The sequence below is a fragment of the Amycolatopsis sp. cg5 genome (assembly GCF_041346955.1).
Classification (GTDB): Bacteria; Actinomycetota; Actinomycetes; order Mycobacteriales; family Pseudonocardiaceae; genus Amycolatopsis.
In genome coordinates, this window is sequence record NZ_CP166849.1 from 7,493,296 (window position 1) to 7,510,821 (window position 17,526).

The 17,526-nt window shown below is 68.4% G+C and carries 8 protein-coding genes; 3 read left to right on the plus strand and 5 right to left on the minus strand.

All coding sequences use genetic code 11. From position 1 onward, the window contains the following. Window positions 1–2: 2 nt before the first annotated feature. Window positions 3–2,738, minus strand: a complete 2,736-nt coding sequence (locus AB5J62_RS33855; protein ID WP_370944072.1) for a type 2 lanthipeptide synthetase LanM family protein — start codon at window positions 2,736–2,738, stop codon at window positions 3–5. Between the two features lie 251 nt (window positions 2,739–2,989). On the opposite strand from AB5J62_RS33855, the gene AB5J62_RS33860 reads away from it, so the two are divergent. The 3 genes from AB5J62_RS33860 to AB5J62_RS33870 all read left to right on the plus strand — a co-directional run bounded on the left by AB5J62_RS33860 (window position 2,990) and on the right by AB5J62_RS33870 (window position 5,973). Then, on the plus strand, window positions 2,990–3,652 hold the full coding sequence (locus AB5J62_RS33860; RefSeq protein WP_370944073.1) for a LuxR C-terminal-related transcriptional regulator: 663 nt from the start codon (window positions 2,990–2,992) through the stop codon (window positions 3,650–3,652). Continuing rightward, complete coding sequence (locus AB5J62_RS33865) at window positions 3,649–4,368, plus strand: thioesterase II family protein (protein WP_370944074.1); 720 nt, start codon at window positions 3,649–3,651, stop codon at window positions 4,366–4,368. The genes AB5J62_RS33860 and AB5J62_RS33865 overlap by 4 nt, the downstream gene beginning before the upstream one ends. Before the next feature lie 345 nt (window positions 4,369–4,713). Beyond that, entirely contained in the window at window positions 4,714–5,973 is a 1,260-nt protein-coding gene (locus AB5J62_RS33870) for a DUF222 domain-containing protein (protein WP_370944075.1), read from the plus strand. Between the two features lie 346 nt (window positions 5,974–6,319). Here the strand turns inward: AB5J62_RS33870 and AB5J62_RS33875 are convergent, their stop codons facing one another. The 4 genes from AB5J62_RS33875 to AB5J62_RS33890 are packed head-to-tail and all read right to left on the minus strand — an operon-like array spanning window position 6,320 to window position 17,524. Continuing rightward, window positions 6,320–6,898, minus strand: a complete 579-nt coding sequence (locus AB5J62_RS33875) for a TIGR00730 family Rossman fold protein (protein ID WP_370944076.1) — start codon at window positions 6,896–6,898, stop codon at window positions 6,320–6,322. Window positions 6,899–6,908: 10 nt separating this feature from the next. Next, window positions 6,909–8,072, minus strand: coding sequence for a Zn-dependent hydrolase (locus AB5J62_RS33880; protein WP_370944077.1), 1,164 nt, complete (start codon window positions 8,070–8,072; stop codon window positions 6,909–6,911). Window positions 8,073–8,084: 12 nt separating this feature from the next. Then, window positions 8,085–9,047 (minus strand): TauD/TfdA family dioxygenase, encoded by a 963-nt coding sequence (locus AB5J62_RS33885; protein WP_370944078.1) that lies wholly within the window; start codon window positions 9,045–9,047, stop codon window positions 8,085–8,087. A 5-nt stretch (window positions 9,048–9,052) separates the two neighbouring features. After that, on the minus strand, window positions 9,053–17,524 hold the full coding sequence (locus AB5J62_RS33890; RefSeq protein ID WP_370944079.1) for an amino acid adenylation domain-containing protein: 8,472 nt from the start codon (window positions 17,522–17,524) through the stop codon (window positions 9,053–9,055). Between the last annotated feature and the right edge of the window lie 2 nt (window positions 17,525–17,526).

The following is a 17,526-nucleotide window of genomic DNA, read 5'->3' on the forward strand; positions in this document are numbered from 1 at the left end:
TGTTAGTGCAAGGTAAGTACGGATGGGACACGGTCGGCGAAACCGAGCCGCAGCAGGCCGTAGCCGATGCCGGCGAGTCCGGTGAGCAGACCGGGTGAGGAGACGGCGCCGGGTGTCCCGCAGCGCGCGCCGTTCTGCTCGATGGCCGAGACAAGACGACCCGCTCTGCGGTTGACAGCGGCGGCGGCAGCTGGATGGCCACGTTCGGCGAGCACGGACAGTACGTCCACGATGCCGAATTCCCCATGGCACAGGCTCAGATCGCGCAGCGGCGGCTGTCCTGCCAGAACCGGGACGGCATCACCCGGGTCCGCGAGAGCCAAGCCCGCGAGACCAGAGCACCAGCCGTGGCCGGCGACCGAGTTGCCTCGGTCTCCCGCCACGCCCGTAGTAAAAGAGGCGCCGAGCGCCCACTGGATACCTGCTGAACCTCGTGCGAAGCCAGTATTTTCAACGGTTTCCGCCTGCTTCAACGCGGCGGCGTACTCCGCGGCAAGGCTTCCGGCCGCATCGATCCCGGCATACGAGTGCACGGCCGACATCGCCGCGACGCCGCCCGCGAGCCCGGTGGTGAACTGCGGCGGCAGGTCCGCGCGCGCGGCGGGCATCACCGCGACCGTGCGCTCGGTGAGCTTGAGCAGCGACGGGTCGTCCAGCAGTTTTGCCAGTCGTGCCAACGCGTACGCGACGCCGCCGAGTCCCAGCAGACCACCGCAGCCCGCGGCTTCGGCGAGTTCGGGATCGGCTTCGAGCTTGTCGAGCAGGTCCGGAATCGGGCTGAGCGCACGGAAAGCGAGTTCGTGGTAGGTGCCGAGTCCGGTCAGTTCGGCGAGCTGCGCGAGGAACAGCGCGACGCCGGTGTAGCCCTCACCGAGGCTGGCGCCCATCGGCAGCACGGTCCAGTACAGCTCGTCGACGAGTTCGAGGCCGAGCCAGTTCGTGCGGTGCTCGTCGGAGAACGCGCGCGCGACGATCTGGTCGGCGACCCCGCACGCGGCGGCGAGCAGCCTGCCCGGCTCCGGGGACGCGCACAGGCCGTTCTCCGGCATGGTTTCGGTGCTGTGGTGGACGATCCCGGTCGGGCTGGTCGCCAGCGCCGCCGAGATCAGCCACTCCTGATCACGCCGGTCGACGGTGTTCAGCGAAGCCAGCTTGCGCCCGACGACGCTCAGCGGGGCGTCGGCGAGCAGGTCGTCAAGCCGCCGCTCGGCCGAATCCCAGAGGTGCCGCGCGCCGGGCTTCGCGGTGAACATCGGCACGTCGCCGTCCCACAGGTCCGCGATCTCGCTGGGCGCCAGCCGCTTGCGCGCGGCGTCACCGGCCGAGTCGTCCCAGACCAGCGCGAACGCGCGGTCACGGGCGGAGGCGTCACGCAGCAGGTCCGGGTGCGTGGTCTCGTCGAGCAGCCTGGCGTAGAAGTTGGTGGGGCGCGCGAGGACGCGGATCACGTCGTCCGCGCACTGCTCGAGCAGCTCGCGCAGCTCGGTGGCGCCGCTTTCGATGGCGTCGTAACCGATCCTGAAGCCGGCCAGCAGCGCGGCGCCGTGCTCGCCGGGTTCGATGTCCCGGTCACCGAGAGTCGGCCGGTTCACCGCGGCGGCGAACTCGCCAGGCGCGCGGGTGATGCGCATCCGGTCGGTGCCCGCGTCGAGCCACTCGACGTGATCGGTCGGGAACTTCCCGCCCTTGCCGCCGCCAAGCCCCGAGATGTCGACCGCGCCGTGCTCGCCGACGAACATCTGCGGCAGCAGGCAGGTGCGCAGCACCGAGCGCGACACCGCGCCCGCCGCCGGGTCGACGGCCTCTTCGCTGGCCGGGAGCGCCGGGTGGAACAGGGTCTCGATGTCGATCAGCACCGGCTGGCCCGCACGGGCGATCAGGTTCTCGAAGTGCACGTCGGCGCCGTCGACGGCGTAGAGCAGCGCGAGCAGGATGCCCTCGCGGCGGTAGAAGCGGTCCACCTCGGTCAGGTCGGCACACGGCTGGTGCTCGACGAACCGCAGCCAGCCGTAACCCGGACGGACCAACGCGTCGACGGCTTCGAGTTCGAGTCCGGGCACGCGCTTGTTAAGCCACCTGACGACCTCAGCGAAGCGAGTGTGCAGCTCAAGCGGCCTCGGCTTGTAGATGACCTGCTGACCGCTGGAGAACTCAAGCAGCTTCACGGTGCGGCCGCGCTGGTGCGCGTCCCCGCCCCCGGAAACCTTGACAAGCGTGCCGAGTTCGTCGACGACGGTGCCTTCAAGCGCGTCGCGGTCGTCTGCGAAGCGGCGAAGGAGTTCGAGGTAGGCCTCGGAGGCGTGCAGGCATGCCTGGCTTACCAAGCGTCCAAGCACGGGGTAAGCGGTGAAGAGCTGTGGCAGGTTCTCGCCCGCCTGGCGCACGAAGTCGCGGAAGCGGTCCTGCGAGGTCTCCCCGGTGAGCTTGCCTCTCGCGCGGGCCTTGTTGAGCTCGAACACCAGCGTCCGGGCGGCGAGCGAGCAAATACGCAGGCTGAGCTGCTCGGCGAGGCAGCGACTGACGGCTTCGAGGTCGACACCGGTGACGTCCGCGGCCTCGATCGGGCGCCGCGCCGCGTCGATGAGCGGACGGAACACGGACGCGAAGGCGCCGCGCCAGTCTTCGGGCACGGGCCGGGGTGACACGTCGAACGGCCCTTCGGCGAAGGCCGCCCAATCGGGGCGTTGATCGGCCGGCTCATGCGCCGCCAGGCCGTTGGCCCACCAAGTTCCACTCACGGCGTAGAGACTGCCATCGGGAGACGCCGGTCACATGGGGGTGAGTCCCCCATGTTTTGCGCGCGGCGGCGCCTGGGGGTGGGTATGGGGGCGCGGACATGGGGGAAAGTGACCTCCGCGTGCCCGTGCGAACACGGCGTGTGGTCCGTAGTGCCCGTTTCGCCTGGTAGCAAATGTAGGGTGCGCACCCCGATGTGCGGCAACTCCAATCTTGCGAATCTGTCATCAGCCGAATCCTTGGGGAGTACGAGATGACGGAAACTCGCATAGTGCTGGTCGCGGACGACTCGTTCGTCCGTGGTGGCATCGGCGCGATCCTCGGCAGCGAGCCGACGTTCCGGATCGTGGGTGAAGCGGGCACGCTGCGCGAGGCCTGCGCGCTGGGCGCGCGGCTGGAGCCGTCGCTGTTCGTGATCGACATCGGCTCGCTCAAGGACAACATCGTCGAGACCGTGAAGGAGCTGAGCGCGAGCGGCCGCTCCGGCCCGATCCCGGTCGTCCTGCTCCTCGGCGCCGACACCGCCCAGCTCGACCTCGACGTGCTCCGCCTCGGCGGCTGCGCGATCATCCGGCGCCGCACCGCCGCGGCCGAGCTCGTCGCCGCCGTCCGCATGGTCGCGGCGGGCTACCTCCCGATCGAGCGCGCACTCGCCGAGCGGCTGGCCCTCACCCTCCCCCAGCTCGACACGCACGCCCAGGCGAGCGCCCAGCTGACCAAACGCGAGCGCGAGGTCTTCCTCCTGATCGCCCGCGGCATGTCCAACGCCGAGATCGCGGCCGCACTCACCGTGGCCAGCTCGACGGTGAAGTCACACGTGCAGGACATCTTCAGAAAGCTCGGCCTCCGCGACCGCGTCCAGGCCGTCATCTACGCCTACGAATCGACCATGGCATTGAGCGGGAGTGTGGGATGACCGGACGTTGGCTGCTGCGCAAACCCTCCATCGACGCTTCGGCACGCGTCTTCTGCTTCCCCTACTCGGGGATGGGCGCCTCAATGTTCTCCCGCTGGCCACGCTCACTCGGCGACATCGACATCTGCCTGATCCAGCCACCAGGCCGCGAGAACCGCTCCCGCGAGCCGCACTTCGGCGACTACGCGTCGTTCGCCTCGGCCGTGCTCGACCACCTGGAGCCGTACCTGGACGTTCCGTTCGCGTTCTTCGGACACTGCGCGGGCGCACTGCCGGCCTTCGAGACCGCACACGAGCTCGCCGCGCGCGGCCTGCCGACGCCTTCGCGGCTCTTCGTCTCGGCCCAGGTGGCGCCGCACGACTGTCCGCACGACCGCTTCCTGGACCTGACCGACGCCGAACTCAAGGCAGAGCTGGAAAACCTGGCCGTGCTCCGAGGCGGCTCCCCGCACCCGGCCCTGATCGAACTCGCGCTCGAAGTGCTACATCAGGATCTTGAGGTCAACCGCGTCTACCAACGCTCCGCTCCGGTCTCGACCCCCAGCCCGATCACCGTGCTGCACTGGTCCGACGACGTCGAAGTCACGGCCACCCAACTGGAGGGCTGGAAAGACTACTCAGCCACGACCGACTTCGTAACCCTCCCCGGTGGCCACTACGAGTTCCTCGCGGCACCCGACGCCTTACTCACCTTGCTCTCCAGCGCCCTAACCTGAGGGCCGGGATAAAGCGGGCTTTACTCCCGGGGATAAAGCCCGCTAAACATCGGGGAGTAAAGCAGGCTTTATCGTGGTTTCGCGACTTGGTCCTGGGTTGCGGTGGTTGCGTTTCGGGCCGGTCCCGCATGGAAGTTTCCGCCCAGTGGTCCCGTTTTTGTGGTGGTCGGCAGCGGAAACCTCCATACGGACCGGGGGCACCATGGCTTGCGTGGTGTTTCAGGTTGCTGGAAGGGCTGAAGACGTGTACTGGTCGCCTCGGGTTTGGTGAGACCAGTTTGGTGTCCACAGTGGATCTTCACGTGGATAGTGGCATAGTCCTCTGGTTTTGGGTATCATGGAGGCATGTCCACCACCGAGACACTTGCCGACGCGCCACCGCAGTGGTGGCGCGTCGGCAAGGACGCGCTCATGCTGGACTACGTTGCCCTCGAACAAGAAAAGCGCCGTTTGGACGCGAAGCAGGGGCAGATTCTCGCGGAGATTGAATCCCGCGGTGTGCGGGAAGTGACCGGCTATGCGGCGCTCTCGCAGTGGGTGGCGAAATGCGCCCGGGTGAAAACGTCGGAGGCGAACGCGCGGGTCAAACGAGCCCGCGACTTGAACCAGCGTCGTGATGGCGCCACCGAGACTCCCGCGTTCGCGCCCTATACCGCGACCGCTGCTGCCGAAGGGGATCTGGGTGCGGATCAGATCGACGCAGTGTTGAAGGCCTTGCATGCCCTGCCGACCACGATGACCGCCGAAGAGCGGGAAGGTGGGGAGAAGATCCTCACCGACCTGGCTGCCGTCGGCGATCTGAATGAGATTCCTGTGGCAGGGAAACGACTGCTCGACCAGATCGATCCCGACGGACCAGAACCCCGCGATCCGGAACCTGCCGAACGTGGGAACGAGTTGCAGTACATCACCCACCGCGATGGCAGCCATGGTGTGAAGGTCCGTATCGACTCCGAAACCCTCGCCCGTCTGAAGGCCCTTCTCGATCCTTTGGCGAAACCTCGCGCGGCCACCGATGAGGAAGGCCCGGACACTCGCTCGCAGTGGGAACGCAACGGCGACGCCTTCGCCACCTTCGTGCGCCTGGGCATGGCCCACCCGGACATCCCCACCCAAGCCGGGGAGTCGGTGCATGTGGTGGTGACGGTGTCGCTGGAAGACCTCAAAACCGGTCTCGGCCGGGCGTGCCTGGACTTGGTCGGCGATATCTCCGCCGCCGAAGCCCGACGGATGGCATGTGAATGCAAAGTCATCCCCGCCACCCTTGGTGCGCATGGGGAACCGCTTGACCTCGGCCGGGCCCAGCGGCTCGCGTCTCCGGCGCTACGCCGAGCCTTGGCGATCAGGGACCGAGGCTGCGCGTTCCCTGGATGCACGGAGCCGCAGCAACGCTGCACCGCTCACCACATTGTCCACTGGGCACACCACGGCGAGACCGAGATCCACAACCTCGTGCTGCTCTGCGCGCGGCATCACCGGCTGATCCACCACAGCGACTGGAAAGTCCGGATGGCCTACGACAACCACCCCGAATTCATCCCGCCAAAGTTCATCGACGCCGCCCAGACACCCCGCCGCAACACCATGCACACCACCCGAACCTGAACCAACCCCGGGAAACGCACCACCCATAGCCCTACCGCCAGGCGCAGCCACCCCACTGCGCCACATTCTCATGTCCACAGCTGCCCGACCCAGAAACGGGGTGGGCACCCCGCACTCCCAGCCACCAACGACCGACCCCGGGACCGATCACGCCACGGTACCCCGGTCCGTACGGAGGTCTCCGCTGCCAACCACCACAAAAACAGAACCACAGGGCGGAAATTTCCATACGGGACCGGCCCGAAACGCACCCACCGCAACCCCAAAACGAGGCCTCCCACCAGAACCAGAGACCGGGATAAAGCCCGCTAAACTCCCAGGAGTAAAGCGGGCTTTATCCCGGGGGTTAGGCCGTGGCAGCCAGGGTCTTGGAGTCCGAGGGTGACTCCAGGACTTCGGCGATGGCTTCGATCGTGGTTACGTCGCGGACCAGGGCTCGGTCCGCCGGGGACATCATGCCTTCGCGGACCGCGTGGTCGAGCAGGCCGAGTAGGCCGTCGAAGAAGCCGCCCGCATTCAAGACGATCACCGGCTTGCTGTGCAGGTCGAGCTTGGCCCAGGTCGAGATCTCCATCAGCTCGTCGAGGGTGCCCATGCCGCCGGGCAGTGTGACGAAGGCGTCGGACAGGCGGTACATCAACGCTTTGCGCTCGTGCATTGAACGGACCACGACGAGTTCGACCTGCGGGGGCTGGTCGCCCTCCGCGCCGAGGAGGTGGTGCGGGACCACGCCGGTCACGTACGAGCCCGCGTCGCGGGCGGAGGAGGCGACCGCTCCCATCAACCCGGTGCTGCCGCCACCGTAGACCAGGTCCATGCCGGACGCGCCGAGCCAGGTTCCGAATTCCTCGGCCAGTGCGAGGTATTGGGGTTTGCTCGGCTTGGCGCCGCAGAACACGCCGATCCGCCGATATTTCGGAAGCATGTCACCACTCCTAGTGAAGGTAAACGGGTTTCGGCAGGGTCTGCTCGATTTTGACCAGTGTTTCCAGTAATACCTGGGCGCCTTGGACCAGATATTCGTCGTCGGTGTGCTCGGCGGGCGAATGGCTGATGCCGCCGGTGCTGGGGACGAAGAGCATGGCCGTCGGGACCTTGGAGCTGATGACGCTCGCGTCGTGGCCGGCGAAGCTGACGAGCCTGCCGGTCGGGACGCCCTGGCGCACGCAGGTCTCGTGTATCAAGTCCACATAGGACTCGTCGAAGCGCACCACCGGCTTGTGGGACAGGCGGGAGACCTCGACCGAGCATTTCTGCTCGCGGCCGATGCGGCGGGTCAGCGCCAGTGTCCGGTCGCCAGCGGCCAGCAAGGCGAACTCCGAGGCCGCGCGGAACTCGACCGTCAGGTGTGCCTCGCCGGGCACCACGTTCGGGACGCCGGGGTGGAACTCCATCGCGCCGACGTTGACGACCATGGTCTCGTCGACCTCGTCGGCGGTCTCCCACAGGTGGGCGGCGATCTTCGACGCCGCGCGCCCCGCGTCGTGGCGGTTGATCATCGGGGTGGTGCCCGCGTGGTTGGCCTCGCCGCGGATGACCAGCAGGTACCGGTCGACGCCGACGATGCCGTCCACGACCGCGAGCTCGAGGCCGGCGTCCTCCATCCGCGGTCCCTGCTCGATGTGCAGTTCGACGTAGCCGGTGATCTCCTTGATGTGCTCGCTGACGCTCAGCGCCGTCGAACCCACGAGACCGCCATTGGACGTCGGCAGCACACCTTCCTCGTCCCAGAACGCGACCGTCTGCAGCGCCGCCGCCGACGGGTGCCCGGCTTCGTGCAGGGTCCGCAGCACTTCGATGGCCGCGAGCGCGCCGTACGCGCCGTCGAGGCGGCCGGCCGCAGGCACGGTGTCGGTGTGCGAGCCGGTGAGCAGCCATGGACCGCGTGACCCGCGCTGCTTGCCGAAGACGTTGCCGATCGGGTCGGTCCACGATTCCAGGCCCGCCGAGGTGATCCGGTTGGCCAGCCAGGTCCGTGACGCCAGGTCGGCGGGCGAGCCCGCGATCCGGTCGACGCCGCCGTCGTCGCGCCCGCCGAAGGTGGCGAGCTCCGCTAGGTCGTTGAGCAGCCGCTGGGGAGAAATCCGCAATGAGCTCATGCCATCCCAATCTCAGGTAAGGACGTTACCGTTGTCGTCGCGGATGAACCGCGACCGGCGGTGATCGACATGGACGAAAGCCCGCTGCAGCCAGCGGTCCTGCCCGTCATAGCGCGGGACGAAGGCGGTGCGCCCGTGCAGGGTGACCCGGTTGTCGACGACCGCGAGGTCACCGGCCGACAGCACGATCTTGGTCCGCACCACCTCGATGGCGTTGCGCAGCGCCAGGAACGCGGCTGCGGCGGCCTCGTCCGTCGGGCGCGTGTTGCAGAAGTCCACGCGGATGTCGGGATCGTCGTAGGCGCCGTTCAGCACCGCGTGCACCGGGTTGCCGCCCGCGCCGCCGAACGACGACGGCGGCGTCGACTCGAACCTCGGTTCACCGAGTATTCGGCGCTGCACCGGGGAAAGCAACGGCAAGGCGTCCCGAATGGACGCGACCTGTAAGCCCGCCTGGTCTTCGTGGTCGTTGCGCAGGCAGAGCAGCGAGACGAAGTCGGGCCGGTGCTCGTGGTGCACGTTCTCGACGTGCATCTCCAGCATGATCGACCCGGCGTTGCTCTGGTGCGCCTCCTGGCCGGGCACCGGGACCACGTTCTGCACCAGCGCGCCGGACTTCTCGTTGCGGAACGCGATGACCTCGCCGAGCGAGAGCATGCAGAGCGTCAGCACGGCCGCGGACAGCGTCGCGTTCCGCTCGACGGAGCCGGGAACGCTGGGCGTCGGGACGTCGGGGCGGACCGGCAGGTTGCGCAGGTGGAGCACGCCGTGCGGGCCGGGGTCGGCACGGAAGCGCCGGAGATGCTCGCGCAGCCGTCCCGGGAGGTGGCAGGAGAAGTCGCGGGCGGCGGCGATCCACTCGAGGTCGTCGACCCGGCCGGGCGCGACCGTGGTGAGCTGCTTGGCCAGCAGTTCCATTTCGGACTGTTCGCCGGTGTCGAGTACGAAGGTGCCGGAATCCAAAGACAGAGTCATCGTTCTCACATCGTTTCTGTAGTAAGCGAGCCGCCGATGATCGCCCGCATCCAATGCCCGGCGCCCGCCACCCAGCGCAGTTCGGGGTGGCTCTTGGCGACCGAGACGGCCACCCGGTCGATCAGCTCGGCGCCGTTGTCGCCGTTGGTCATCACGACCAGGCCGGCGCCGGTCGACAGGTCCGAAATGGACAGCGAGCGGAAGCCACGGTTGTCGCCGACGTGCCCGAACAGCGGGCCGCTCTCGTCGAGCACCGTGCCGAGCCCGTAGCCGAAGCCGACCTGATCGGTCAGCATTTCCTTGAGCAGTGCGGGATCGAGCAACGAGGGCAGTCCCACCGCGAGCCTCGCGAGGTCGCTCGGCGTCGTCCACAGCCCGGCCGCGGCGGCCTCGGGGATGACCCGCCATTCGCCGGTCACCTCGGACACGAACGGATGCGCCGGGTCGAAACTGCTGTGCCGCATCGCGAGTGGCTCGAACACCAGGCGCTGAGCCAGTTCCGCGAACGACTCGCCAGTCAGCTCGGTGAGCACCTGCTGAACGACCGAGAAGTGGCTGCCGGAGTACCGGAACACACCGACCTGGCTCGAATCGACGCGCACGGCCGGAGTGTTGCCCTGTCCATTGAGGACGTCCACAAGCGACGGCCAAGGACCGGAGCTGTCGTATCCGTCGTACCAGGCCGGGGTGAGACCCGCGGTGTGCGTCAGCAGCTGTCGCAACGTCGCCGAAGCTGGCTGGCCGTCTTCGTCGAGCAGCTGCCATTCCTTGAGCGACACCGGCGCGTCGAGATCCAGTCCCGCGGCCAGCGCGACCACGGTGGCGACGTGCTTGCTCACCGACCCGCACTGGAACGCCGTCGTCGCGGTCAGGCCGTCACCCGCCTGCCAAGCCTCGATCAAGCCTTCCGAGTACACCGCGATGCTGACACCGGGCACGTCGCACTCGATCAAGTCCTTGTCCAGTCCGGACTTCTTGCTCGCGCAGTGCGAGATCAGCGTGCCCAGATCCGCGAGGTAGTCCTCGGCGAGCTTGCGTACCGTCGACTCCTCGTGCATGCGGTGCGAGTAGAGCCAGCTGACCTGCAGCTTCCCGTCCTGGACCGCCGCGCTGATCTCCAGCGGGTGTGACCGGGCGCAGCGCCCGCTCCGCCCGATGGTCAGATCGTCCAGCTCGCCGGCGTCGTCCGAGCCACTGAGCTGACCGTGGTAGTTGAAGATGATCTGCGCGCCGGACTCACCATGACCGAGCAGCCCGTAGCCGATGCCGTTGTTCGGCGTCGACCGCGTCCATTCCTTGGCGGCGGCCATGATCTCGTCGGGACGGCGTGACGCGGGCAGGTCGACGCTGACCGGGTGCCAGGTGGTGAACCAGCCGACCGTCCTCGACAAGTCGACTTCGGCGCCGGGCAGGTCCTCACGGCCATGACCTTCGAGGTCGACCAGCAGCCGGTCGCCGCCGGTCCAGCGGGTCAGCGACATGCCGAGCGCGGCGAGGAGCACCTCGTTGATCCGCGTGCCGTAGACGGCGGGCACCTTGCGCAGCAAGGATTCCGTGGCCGCCTTGTCCAGCGACACGGTGAGCATCGAAGTGTCGGCGACGGTGTTCGCGGACGACGCATGGTCGACCGGGAAAACCGGACTCGGCGAGATCGCGGACCAGTACGGGTTCTCGGCCGAGAAGTCCGCTGTGGACAGCCGGTGCGCCCACTGCGCGAACGACGTCGTCTCCGGCAGCGAGACCGGCTGACCGGCCGCGAGCTGCTCGTAGGCCGTCTCGACGTCCGAGCGGATGATGGGCCACGACACCGTGTCGACCGACCAGTGGTGCACGGCCAGCAGCACCTGCTCGCCGATCACCAGCGCACGCAGCAACGGGCCGTTCGCCAGGCTCATGCTCTCGTGCAACGCTCGGGCGTCCGCCAGCGAACCTTCCGTGACCAGCACGGAGTCTTCCCGCGAAGCGACATGCTGCCGCCACACACCGTCCACAAGCGACACACGCAACCGCAGCGCGTCGTGGTGGTCGACGACCGCGAGCAGCGCACGCTCCAGCACGACCGGCCGCAAGCCCTTGATGGTGAACAGATCCCACTGGTTGTAATGGTCCAGGTCGAGGTGCCCGGCGCCGTTGACCCACCACTTCTGGATCGGGGTCAGCGGGATGTCGTCCGTGCGGACCTCGGCGACGACCTTGCGCACCGGCTTGGCGCCGTCGACGGCCGCGGCGAGCGCCGCGATCGTGGTGTGCCGGACGGCGAGCCGGGGCGTCAGCGCCAGCCCGGTCTTCTTGGCACGGGCCACGATCTGAATGGTCAGTATCGAGTCGCCGCCGAGCTGGTGGAAGTCGTCGTGCAGGCCGACCCGGCCGACCCCGAGCACGTCGGACCAGATCGCGGCCAGCGCCCGCTCGGTCGCCGTGCCCGGCGCGACGAACTCCGTGGCCAGCTCCGGCCGCAGCACCTCGGGCTCCGGCAGGCGGTCGCGGTCGACCTTGCCCGCCGCCGTCAGCGGCATCTCGTCCAGCTCGACGATCACCGCGGGCACCATGTACTCGGGCAGCGTCTCGGCCAGGTGTTCACGCAGGCCGGCCGCGGCGCCGACGACGTACGCGACCAGCCGCTTGTCGCCAGGGGTGTCCTCGCGGGCCACGACGACGGCCTCGGTGACGTCCGGGTGCGTGAGCAGCACGGCCTCGATCTCGCCCAGTTCGATGCGGTAACCCCGGATCTTGACCTGGTTGTCGATGCGGCCGAGGAAGTCCAGCTCACCGTCCGGACGGACACGGGCGAGGTCGCCGGTGCGGTAGAACCGGGCGCCGACGACATCGGAGAACGGGTCCGGCACGAACTTCTCGGCGGTCAGGCCAGGCCGGTCCAGGTAGCCGCGTGCAACACCGACGCCACCGATGTACAACTCGCCGACCACACCAACGGGAACCGGCTGCAGCTGCGCGTCCAGCACGTACATCCGCATGTTGGCGATCGGCACCCCGATCGGCACCGGCACCGACTGGTCGAAGTCCTCCGGTACACAGTGGACGGAGCAGCCGACGACCGTCTCGGTCGGCCCGTACTCGTTGATGATCCGCGCGCCGGGCGCGATCCGGCGCCACGCCGCGACCGTCTCCGGCTTGACCTCGTCCGCGCCGACCACGAAGGTCCGCACCGAGGAGACCGCACCGTCGGTCCCGATCAGCGACCGCAGCACGTCCAGGTGCCCCGGCGTGATCTTCAGCAGGCTGAAGTCACCGGGCGCGCACAGCCGGTCGGCGAGCGTCTCCATGCTGCGGTCCTCCGGCAGCAGGGTGACGCTCTTGCCGCCGATCAGCGGCAGGAAGAAGTTCGGCACGGACAGGTCGAAGGCGATCGAGCCGAGCATGACCGCGCCGTCCGCGCCGTCGAGCCCGTAGCCGCCCTCGGCCCAGATCAGGTAGTTGACCAGGCCTTCGTGCGTGACCAGCACGCCCTTCGGCCGCCCGGTCGAGCCCGACGTGAACAGCGCGTACACCAGGTTCGACGGGTCCAAAGTCCGGTCGACAGCCGACCGGGGAGCCTCCGCGATGCGCTCGGCGTCGTAGTCGACGCGTACGGTCAGCCCGCCGAAGTCCTCGCAGAGGTTCTCCTCGGTGATGAGCACCCCGGCCTGCGTGTCTTCGAGCACGAACCGTCGCCGGTCGGCCGGGTGCGCGGGGTCGAGCGGCACATACGCGCCACCGGTCTTGACCACCGCGAGCAGCGCGACGAGCTTGTCGAGACCACCGGTCAGGCACACGCCGGTGAAAGTCTCCGGCCCGACGCCGTGGTCGACGAGCACGTGGGCGAGCTGATTGGCCCGCGCGTCGAGTTCGGCGTAGGTCAGGCGGGAGCCGTCGACGTCGATGACGGCCGTGGCCTCCGGGGTCGCGGCCACCTGCTGCTCGAACAGGTCGGGCAGCGTGGTCGCGGGCATCGGCATGCCGGTCTGGTTGTTCGTGGCGAGCACGAACTCCTGCTCGCCCTCGGGCAGATAGGTGGCGAGCGCGTCGCCGAACGGGTCGGCCGCCATCGACTCCAGCACCGCGCGGTACATCTTGCCGAGCCGCTCGCGGTTGGCGGTGGTGACGTCCTGCGGGCGGCTGATCAGCGCGAGCAGCCCAGGGTGCGTGGTGACCGACAGCGGGAACTCGTTGGGGCTGTCGTCGATGCTGGTCTCGACGTCGACGAGGTCGGTGTCGAGCACGTGGAAGTCGAGGTAGTTGAAGTAGATGTCGGCCAGCCGCTTGCCGCCCGCGTACTCGCGCTGCATCTCGCCGAGCGGGAAGCGGCGGTGCGGCCACATGCCGATCTCGGTGTCGAAGACCTGCCTGACCAGCTCCATCCAGGTGCGAGCGCCACGCTGGAACGGGAACGGGACCGTGTTGATGAACAGGCCGAACACCTTGTCAGCGCCGGCGATCTCGGGCCGGGTGTCGCAGATCAGGCCCGACGAGAACGCCTCTTCGCCGGTCAGCATGCTCATGACCTTGAGGTGCGCGGCGTGCATGACGCTCTTGAGCGGCACGTCAGCGCGCTTGGCCAGGGCCTTCAGCCCGTCCTGCAGATCCGTGAACCAGACGTAGGTCTGCTGGATCGTGTCCTTTTCGGACCCGCCCCAAGCCGTTGGCAGCGTGAACTTCGGGTGATTGGTGACCGTCGAGCGCCAGTAGTCACGGTCCTCAGAGGACTCAAGAGCACTTCGCTCCAGCCGGACGAAGTCGGCGTAGCGGATCGACGGCAGTGCCGGCGGCTCGTACGGGACACCGTCGCGGAGCCCGGCGTAGCGGTCCAGCACCTCCATGATCATCGTGTTGAAGCTCCAGCCCTCCAGGATCGGGTGGAACTCGGTGAAGGTGAGCCACCAGCCGCCCTGGTACGCCCTGGTGAAGAAGCGGATGAGCGGCGGCTTGGCCAGGTCGAACATGTGGTTGCGCTCGGCCGCCATCATCTGGCGCAGCTCGGATTCCTGGTCCGCGTCGGACAGGTGCGAGAAGTCGACCGAGTCGACCGTGATCGACGCGCTCGGGTGGACGATCTGGATCGGCTCGGAGTAGCCGGTCAGGTCCATCGAGACACGCAGGATCTCGTGCCGCGCGACCACCAGGTCGACCGCCGCCTGGAACAGCTCGGCCGAGAACGGCTTCGGGTCACGGATCCGGAACGAGGTGACGTTGTGGTAGTTGCCGTCCACTTCGGACGACTGCATCTCGAAGAGCATGCCGACCTGCACGCGGGACAACGGGTACGCGTCGACCACGTCCGCGGGCAGCCGCTCCATGTCCACCGGGTTGAGCAGCTCGAACGGCTTCACCGGCGGCGCGTCGAGCCGGTCCGCGCTGCGCTCGCCGAGCGCGGCCACGAAGCGGGCGACGGTGCGGTGCTCGAACACGTCGCGCACCGAGACGTCGAACCCGGCCTCGCGCAGCGAACCGACCAAAGCGACCGCGCGGATCGAGTCGCCGCCCAGCTCGAAGAAGCTGTCGTGCACGCCGATCACCGGCGCGCCAAGGACTTTCTGCCAGATCTCGGCCACATCGGACTCGACACCCGGCTTGGGCGCGACGAACTCGGTCGTCGTCCGCGACTGCCTACCCGGCGCGGGCAGTGCGCGGTAATCGACCTTTCCGTTGCTGGTGACCGGAATCTGGTCCAGCTCGACGAACGCCGCCGGGATCATGTACTCCGGCAAGCGCGCCGCGAGGAAGGCCGTGAGGTCCCCGACCGGGCCGTCCGCGATCACGTACGCGACCAGTTCGGCGCCACCGGGGCCGTCCGTGCGGGCGTCGACGACCGCGGTCCGCACGGCCGGGTGCTCGGCGATCGCGTTCTCGACCTCACCGCGTTCGATGCGGTAGCCCCGGATCTTGACCTGGGTGTCCCGCCGTCCGACGAAGTCGAAGTCGCCACCGGGCAGCACCCGCGCGAGGTCACCGGTGCGGTAGAGCCTGCTGTTCTCCGCGAACGGGTCCGGCACGAACTTCTCGGCGGTCAGGCCGGGCCGGTTGCGGTAGCCGCGCGCGACACCGACACCGCCGACGTAGACCTCGCCGATCACGCCCTGCGGCACCGGCCGCATGTTCTCGTCGAGCACGTACGCGGTGGTGTTCGGGATCGGCAGGCCGAGTGAGACGAGGTCGGCCTCGACCGGCCCGTCGACCTCGTGGCACGAGTTGCCGATGGTGATCTCGGTCGGCCCGTACTCGGACGCGACCCGCGCGCCGCTCCAGCGGTTGGCCAGCGTGTTCGTGAACGCGTCGCCCGCGGCGATGACCATGCCGGCCAGGGACGCGCGCTGGTCGGCGTCGAGCTGCGAGGACAGGAGTTCCAGGTGCCCCGGCGCCATCTTGACGAAGCTCAGCGGTCCCGCGGCGAGCAGCAGCGGGCCGAGGTCGGCCAGGTCGAAGTCGGCGGGCAGCAGGTTGACCGGGCGGCCGAGCATCAGGCTGGTGTAGAGGTTCGGCACCACCAGGTCGAACGCGACCGAGGAGAACAGCGCGGTGCCGCCCTCGGCGGTGGCGTAGGTGTCGATCGTCCACAAGAGATAGTTCGACAGTCCTCTGTGGTTGATCAGCACGCCCTTGGGCTTACCGGTCGTGCCCGAGGTGTAGATGATGTACGCGAGGTTGTCCGGGTCGACGCGCACGCCGAGATCGGACGAGTCGTAGTACGGGACCTCGGCCAGGAACTCGCGGGTGATCACGATGTCCGCGCCCGCGTCACCGAGGATGTAGTCGAGCCGGTCCGCCGGGTGCGACGGGTCGAGCGGCACGTACGCGCCGCCGGTCTTGAGCACCGCGAGCAGCGCGGTCACCAGCTCGGGGCTGCGCTCCAGCTTCACACCGACGACCGACTCCGGCCCGACCCCCAGTGACTGAAGATGGCGGGCGAGGCGGTTCGCATTGGCATCGAGCTCACCGAAAGTCATCTTCGAGGAGCCTGAGATGATCGCGACCGCTTCGGGATCCTTCCGTGCGCGGTCGGCGATCACCTCGTGCACCGCGGGCCAGGTCATGGGCTTGGCGGTGTCGTTCGCGGCGACGACGAGCCGGTGCAGCTCGGCGTCGGTGAGGTACTCCGCCGCCGCGACCGAGGTCTTCGGGTCGGCGGTGACACTGGCGAGCAGACGCTCGAAGTGCGCGGCGGCGCGCTCCACAGTGGACGCGTCGAACAGGACACTCGAGTATTCGAGCACCGCGTCCATCCCGCCGTCCGCAGCGTCCGTCACCTGCAGGTTGAGGTCGAACTTCGCGGTCTCCCAAGCGGTTTCGACCGCTTCGGCGGTGATGCCGGGCAGCTCGAAGCCGCCGGACTCGGTGTTCTGGTAACCGAACATGACCTGTACCAAGGGGGTACGGGACAGGTCACGTCCGGAGTCCAGCTTGTTGACCAGCTCCTCGAACGGCACGTCCTGGTGGTCGAAGCCGTCGAGCACGGCCAGCCGGTTCTCGCCCAGCAGCGCGGCGAACGACTGGTCGTTCGTCCACTGTGCACGGAGCACGAGCGTGTTGACGAAGAACCCGATCAGGTTCTGCACCTCGGGCAGCGCGCGGCCACCGACCGGCACGCCGACCGCGATGTCGTCGCGGCCGGTGTACCGGCCGAGCAGCACCTGGAACGCGGTCAGCAGCACCACGAACGGCGTGGTCTCGTGCTCGGCGGCCAGCAGGCGCACGGAGTCGGCCAGCCCGGCGGGCAGGCTGAACCGCACCGCGCCGCCGTCCGACGTGCGGATGGCGGGACGCGGCCGGTCCGCGGGCAGCTCCAGCGGCACGATCCCGGCGAGCCGCTTGGTCCAGTACTCGACCGAAGCGGCTGCCTCGCCGCTGTCGAACCGCGCACGCTGCCAGGCCGCGTAGTCCGCGTACTGGATGGGCAGCTCGGGCAGCGCGGCCTTCTCGCCGGTCGACGCCTCCTGGTAGAACGCGCCGAGTTCCTTCCAGAACACCGATTCCGACCAGCCGTCGTAGGCGATGTGGTGGAAGACGGTGACCAGCAGGTGTTCCTCGGCCGAGAGGCAGATGAGATGGAAACGCGCGGGCGAGTCGAGCGCGACCGGCGTCGCGGCGAGCCGCTCGACCAGTTCATCCGCGTCCTGCGGGCGCTCGGACAGGTCGGCGTACGCGAACGCCGCGCCACCCTCCCCGATCACCTGCACCGGCTCGGTCCCGTCGAGCCGGTATCCCGTGCGCAGGATCTCGTGCCGCCGCACCACCTGCTGCCACGCGCGGTGCAGCGTGCCGGCGTCGAGCGGGCCACGCAGCCGCAGCACGGTCGGCACCAGGTTGTCGGTGGCGTTCTGCTCGACCCGGTCGAGGAACCACAACCGGCGCTGCCCGAACGAAAGCGGCAGGTCCTTGGCCCGGTCGGCACGCGGGATCTTCGTCACGGGCGCCTCGCGCCGGGCGCCGGCCAGCCGTCGCTGCAGCAGCTTCTGCCGGAACGCATCCATCTCGATAGTCATTG

Coding starts and splice junctions, on each gene's coding strand:
- AB5J62_RS33865 (WP_370944074.1), top strand. CDS start 3,649: ATGACCGGACGTTGGCTGCTGCGCAAACCCTCCATCGACGCTTCGGCA.
- AB5J62_RS33880 (WP_370944077.1), bottom strand. CDS start 8,072: ATGAGCTCATTGCGGATTTCTCCCCAGCGGCTGCTCAACGACCTAGCG.
- AB5J62_RS33860 (WP_370944073.1), top strand. CDS start 2,990: ATGACGGAAACTCGCATAGTGCTGGTCGCGGACGACTCGTTCGTCCGT.
- AB5J62_RS33875 (WP_370944076.1), bottom strand. CDS start 6,898: ATGCTTCCGAAATATCGGCGGATCGGCGTGTTCTGCGGCGCCAAGCCG.
- AB5J62_RS33870 (WP_370944075.1), top strand. CDS start 4,714: ATGTCCACCACCGAGACACTTGCCGACGCGCCACCGCAGTGGTGGCGC.
- AB5J62_RS33890 (WP_370944079.1), bottom strand. CDS start 17,524: ATGACTATCGAGATGGATGCGTTCCGGCAGAAGCTGCTGCAGCGACGG.
- AB5J62_RS33885 (WP_370944078.1), bottom strand. CDS start 9,047: ATGACTCTGTCTTTGGATTCCGGCACCTTCGTACTCGACACCGGCGAA.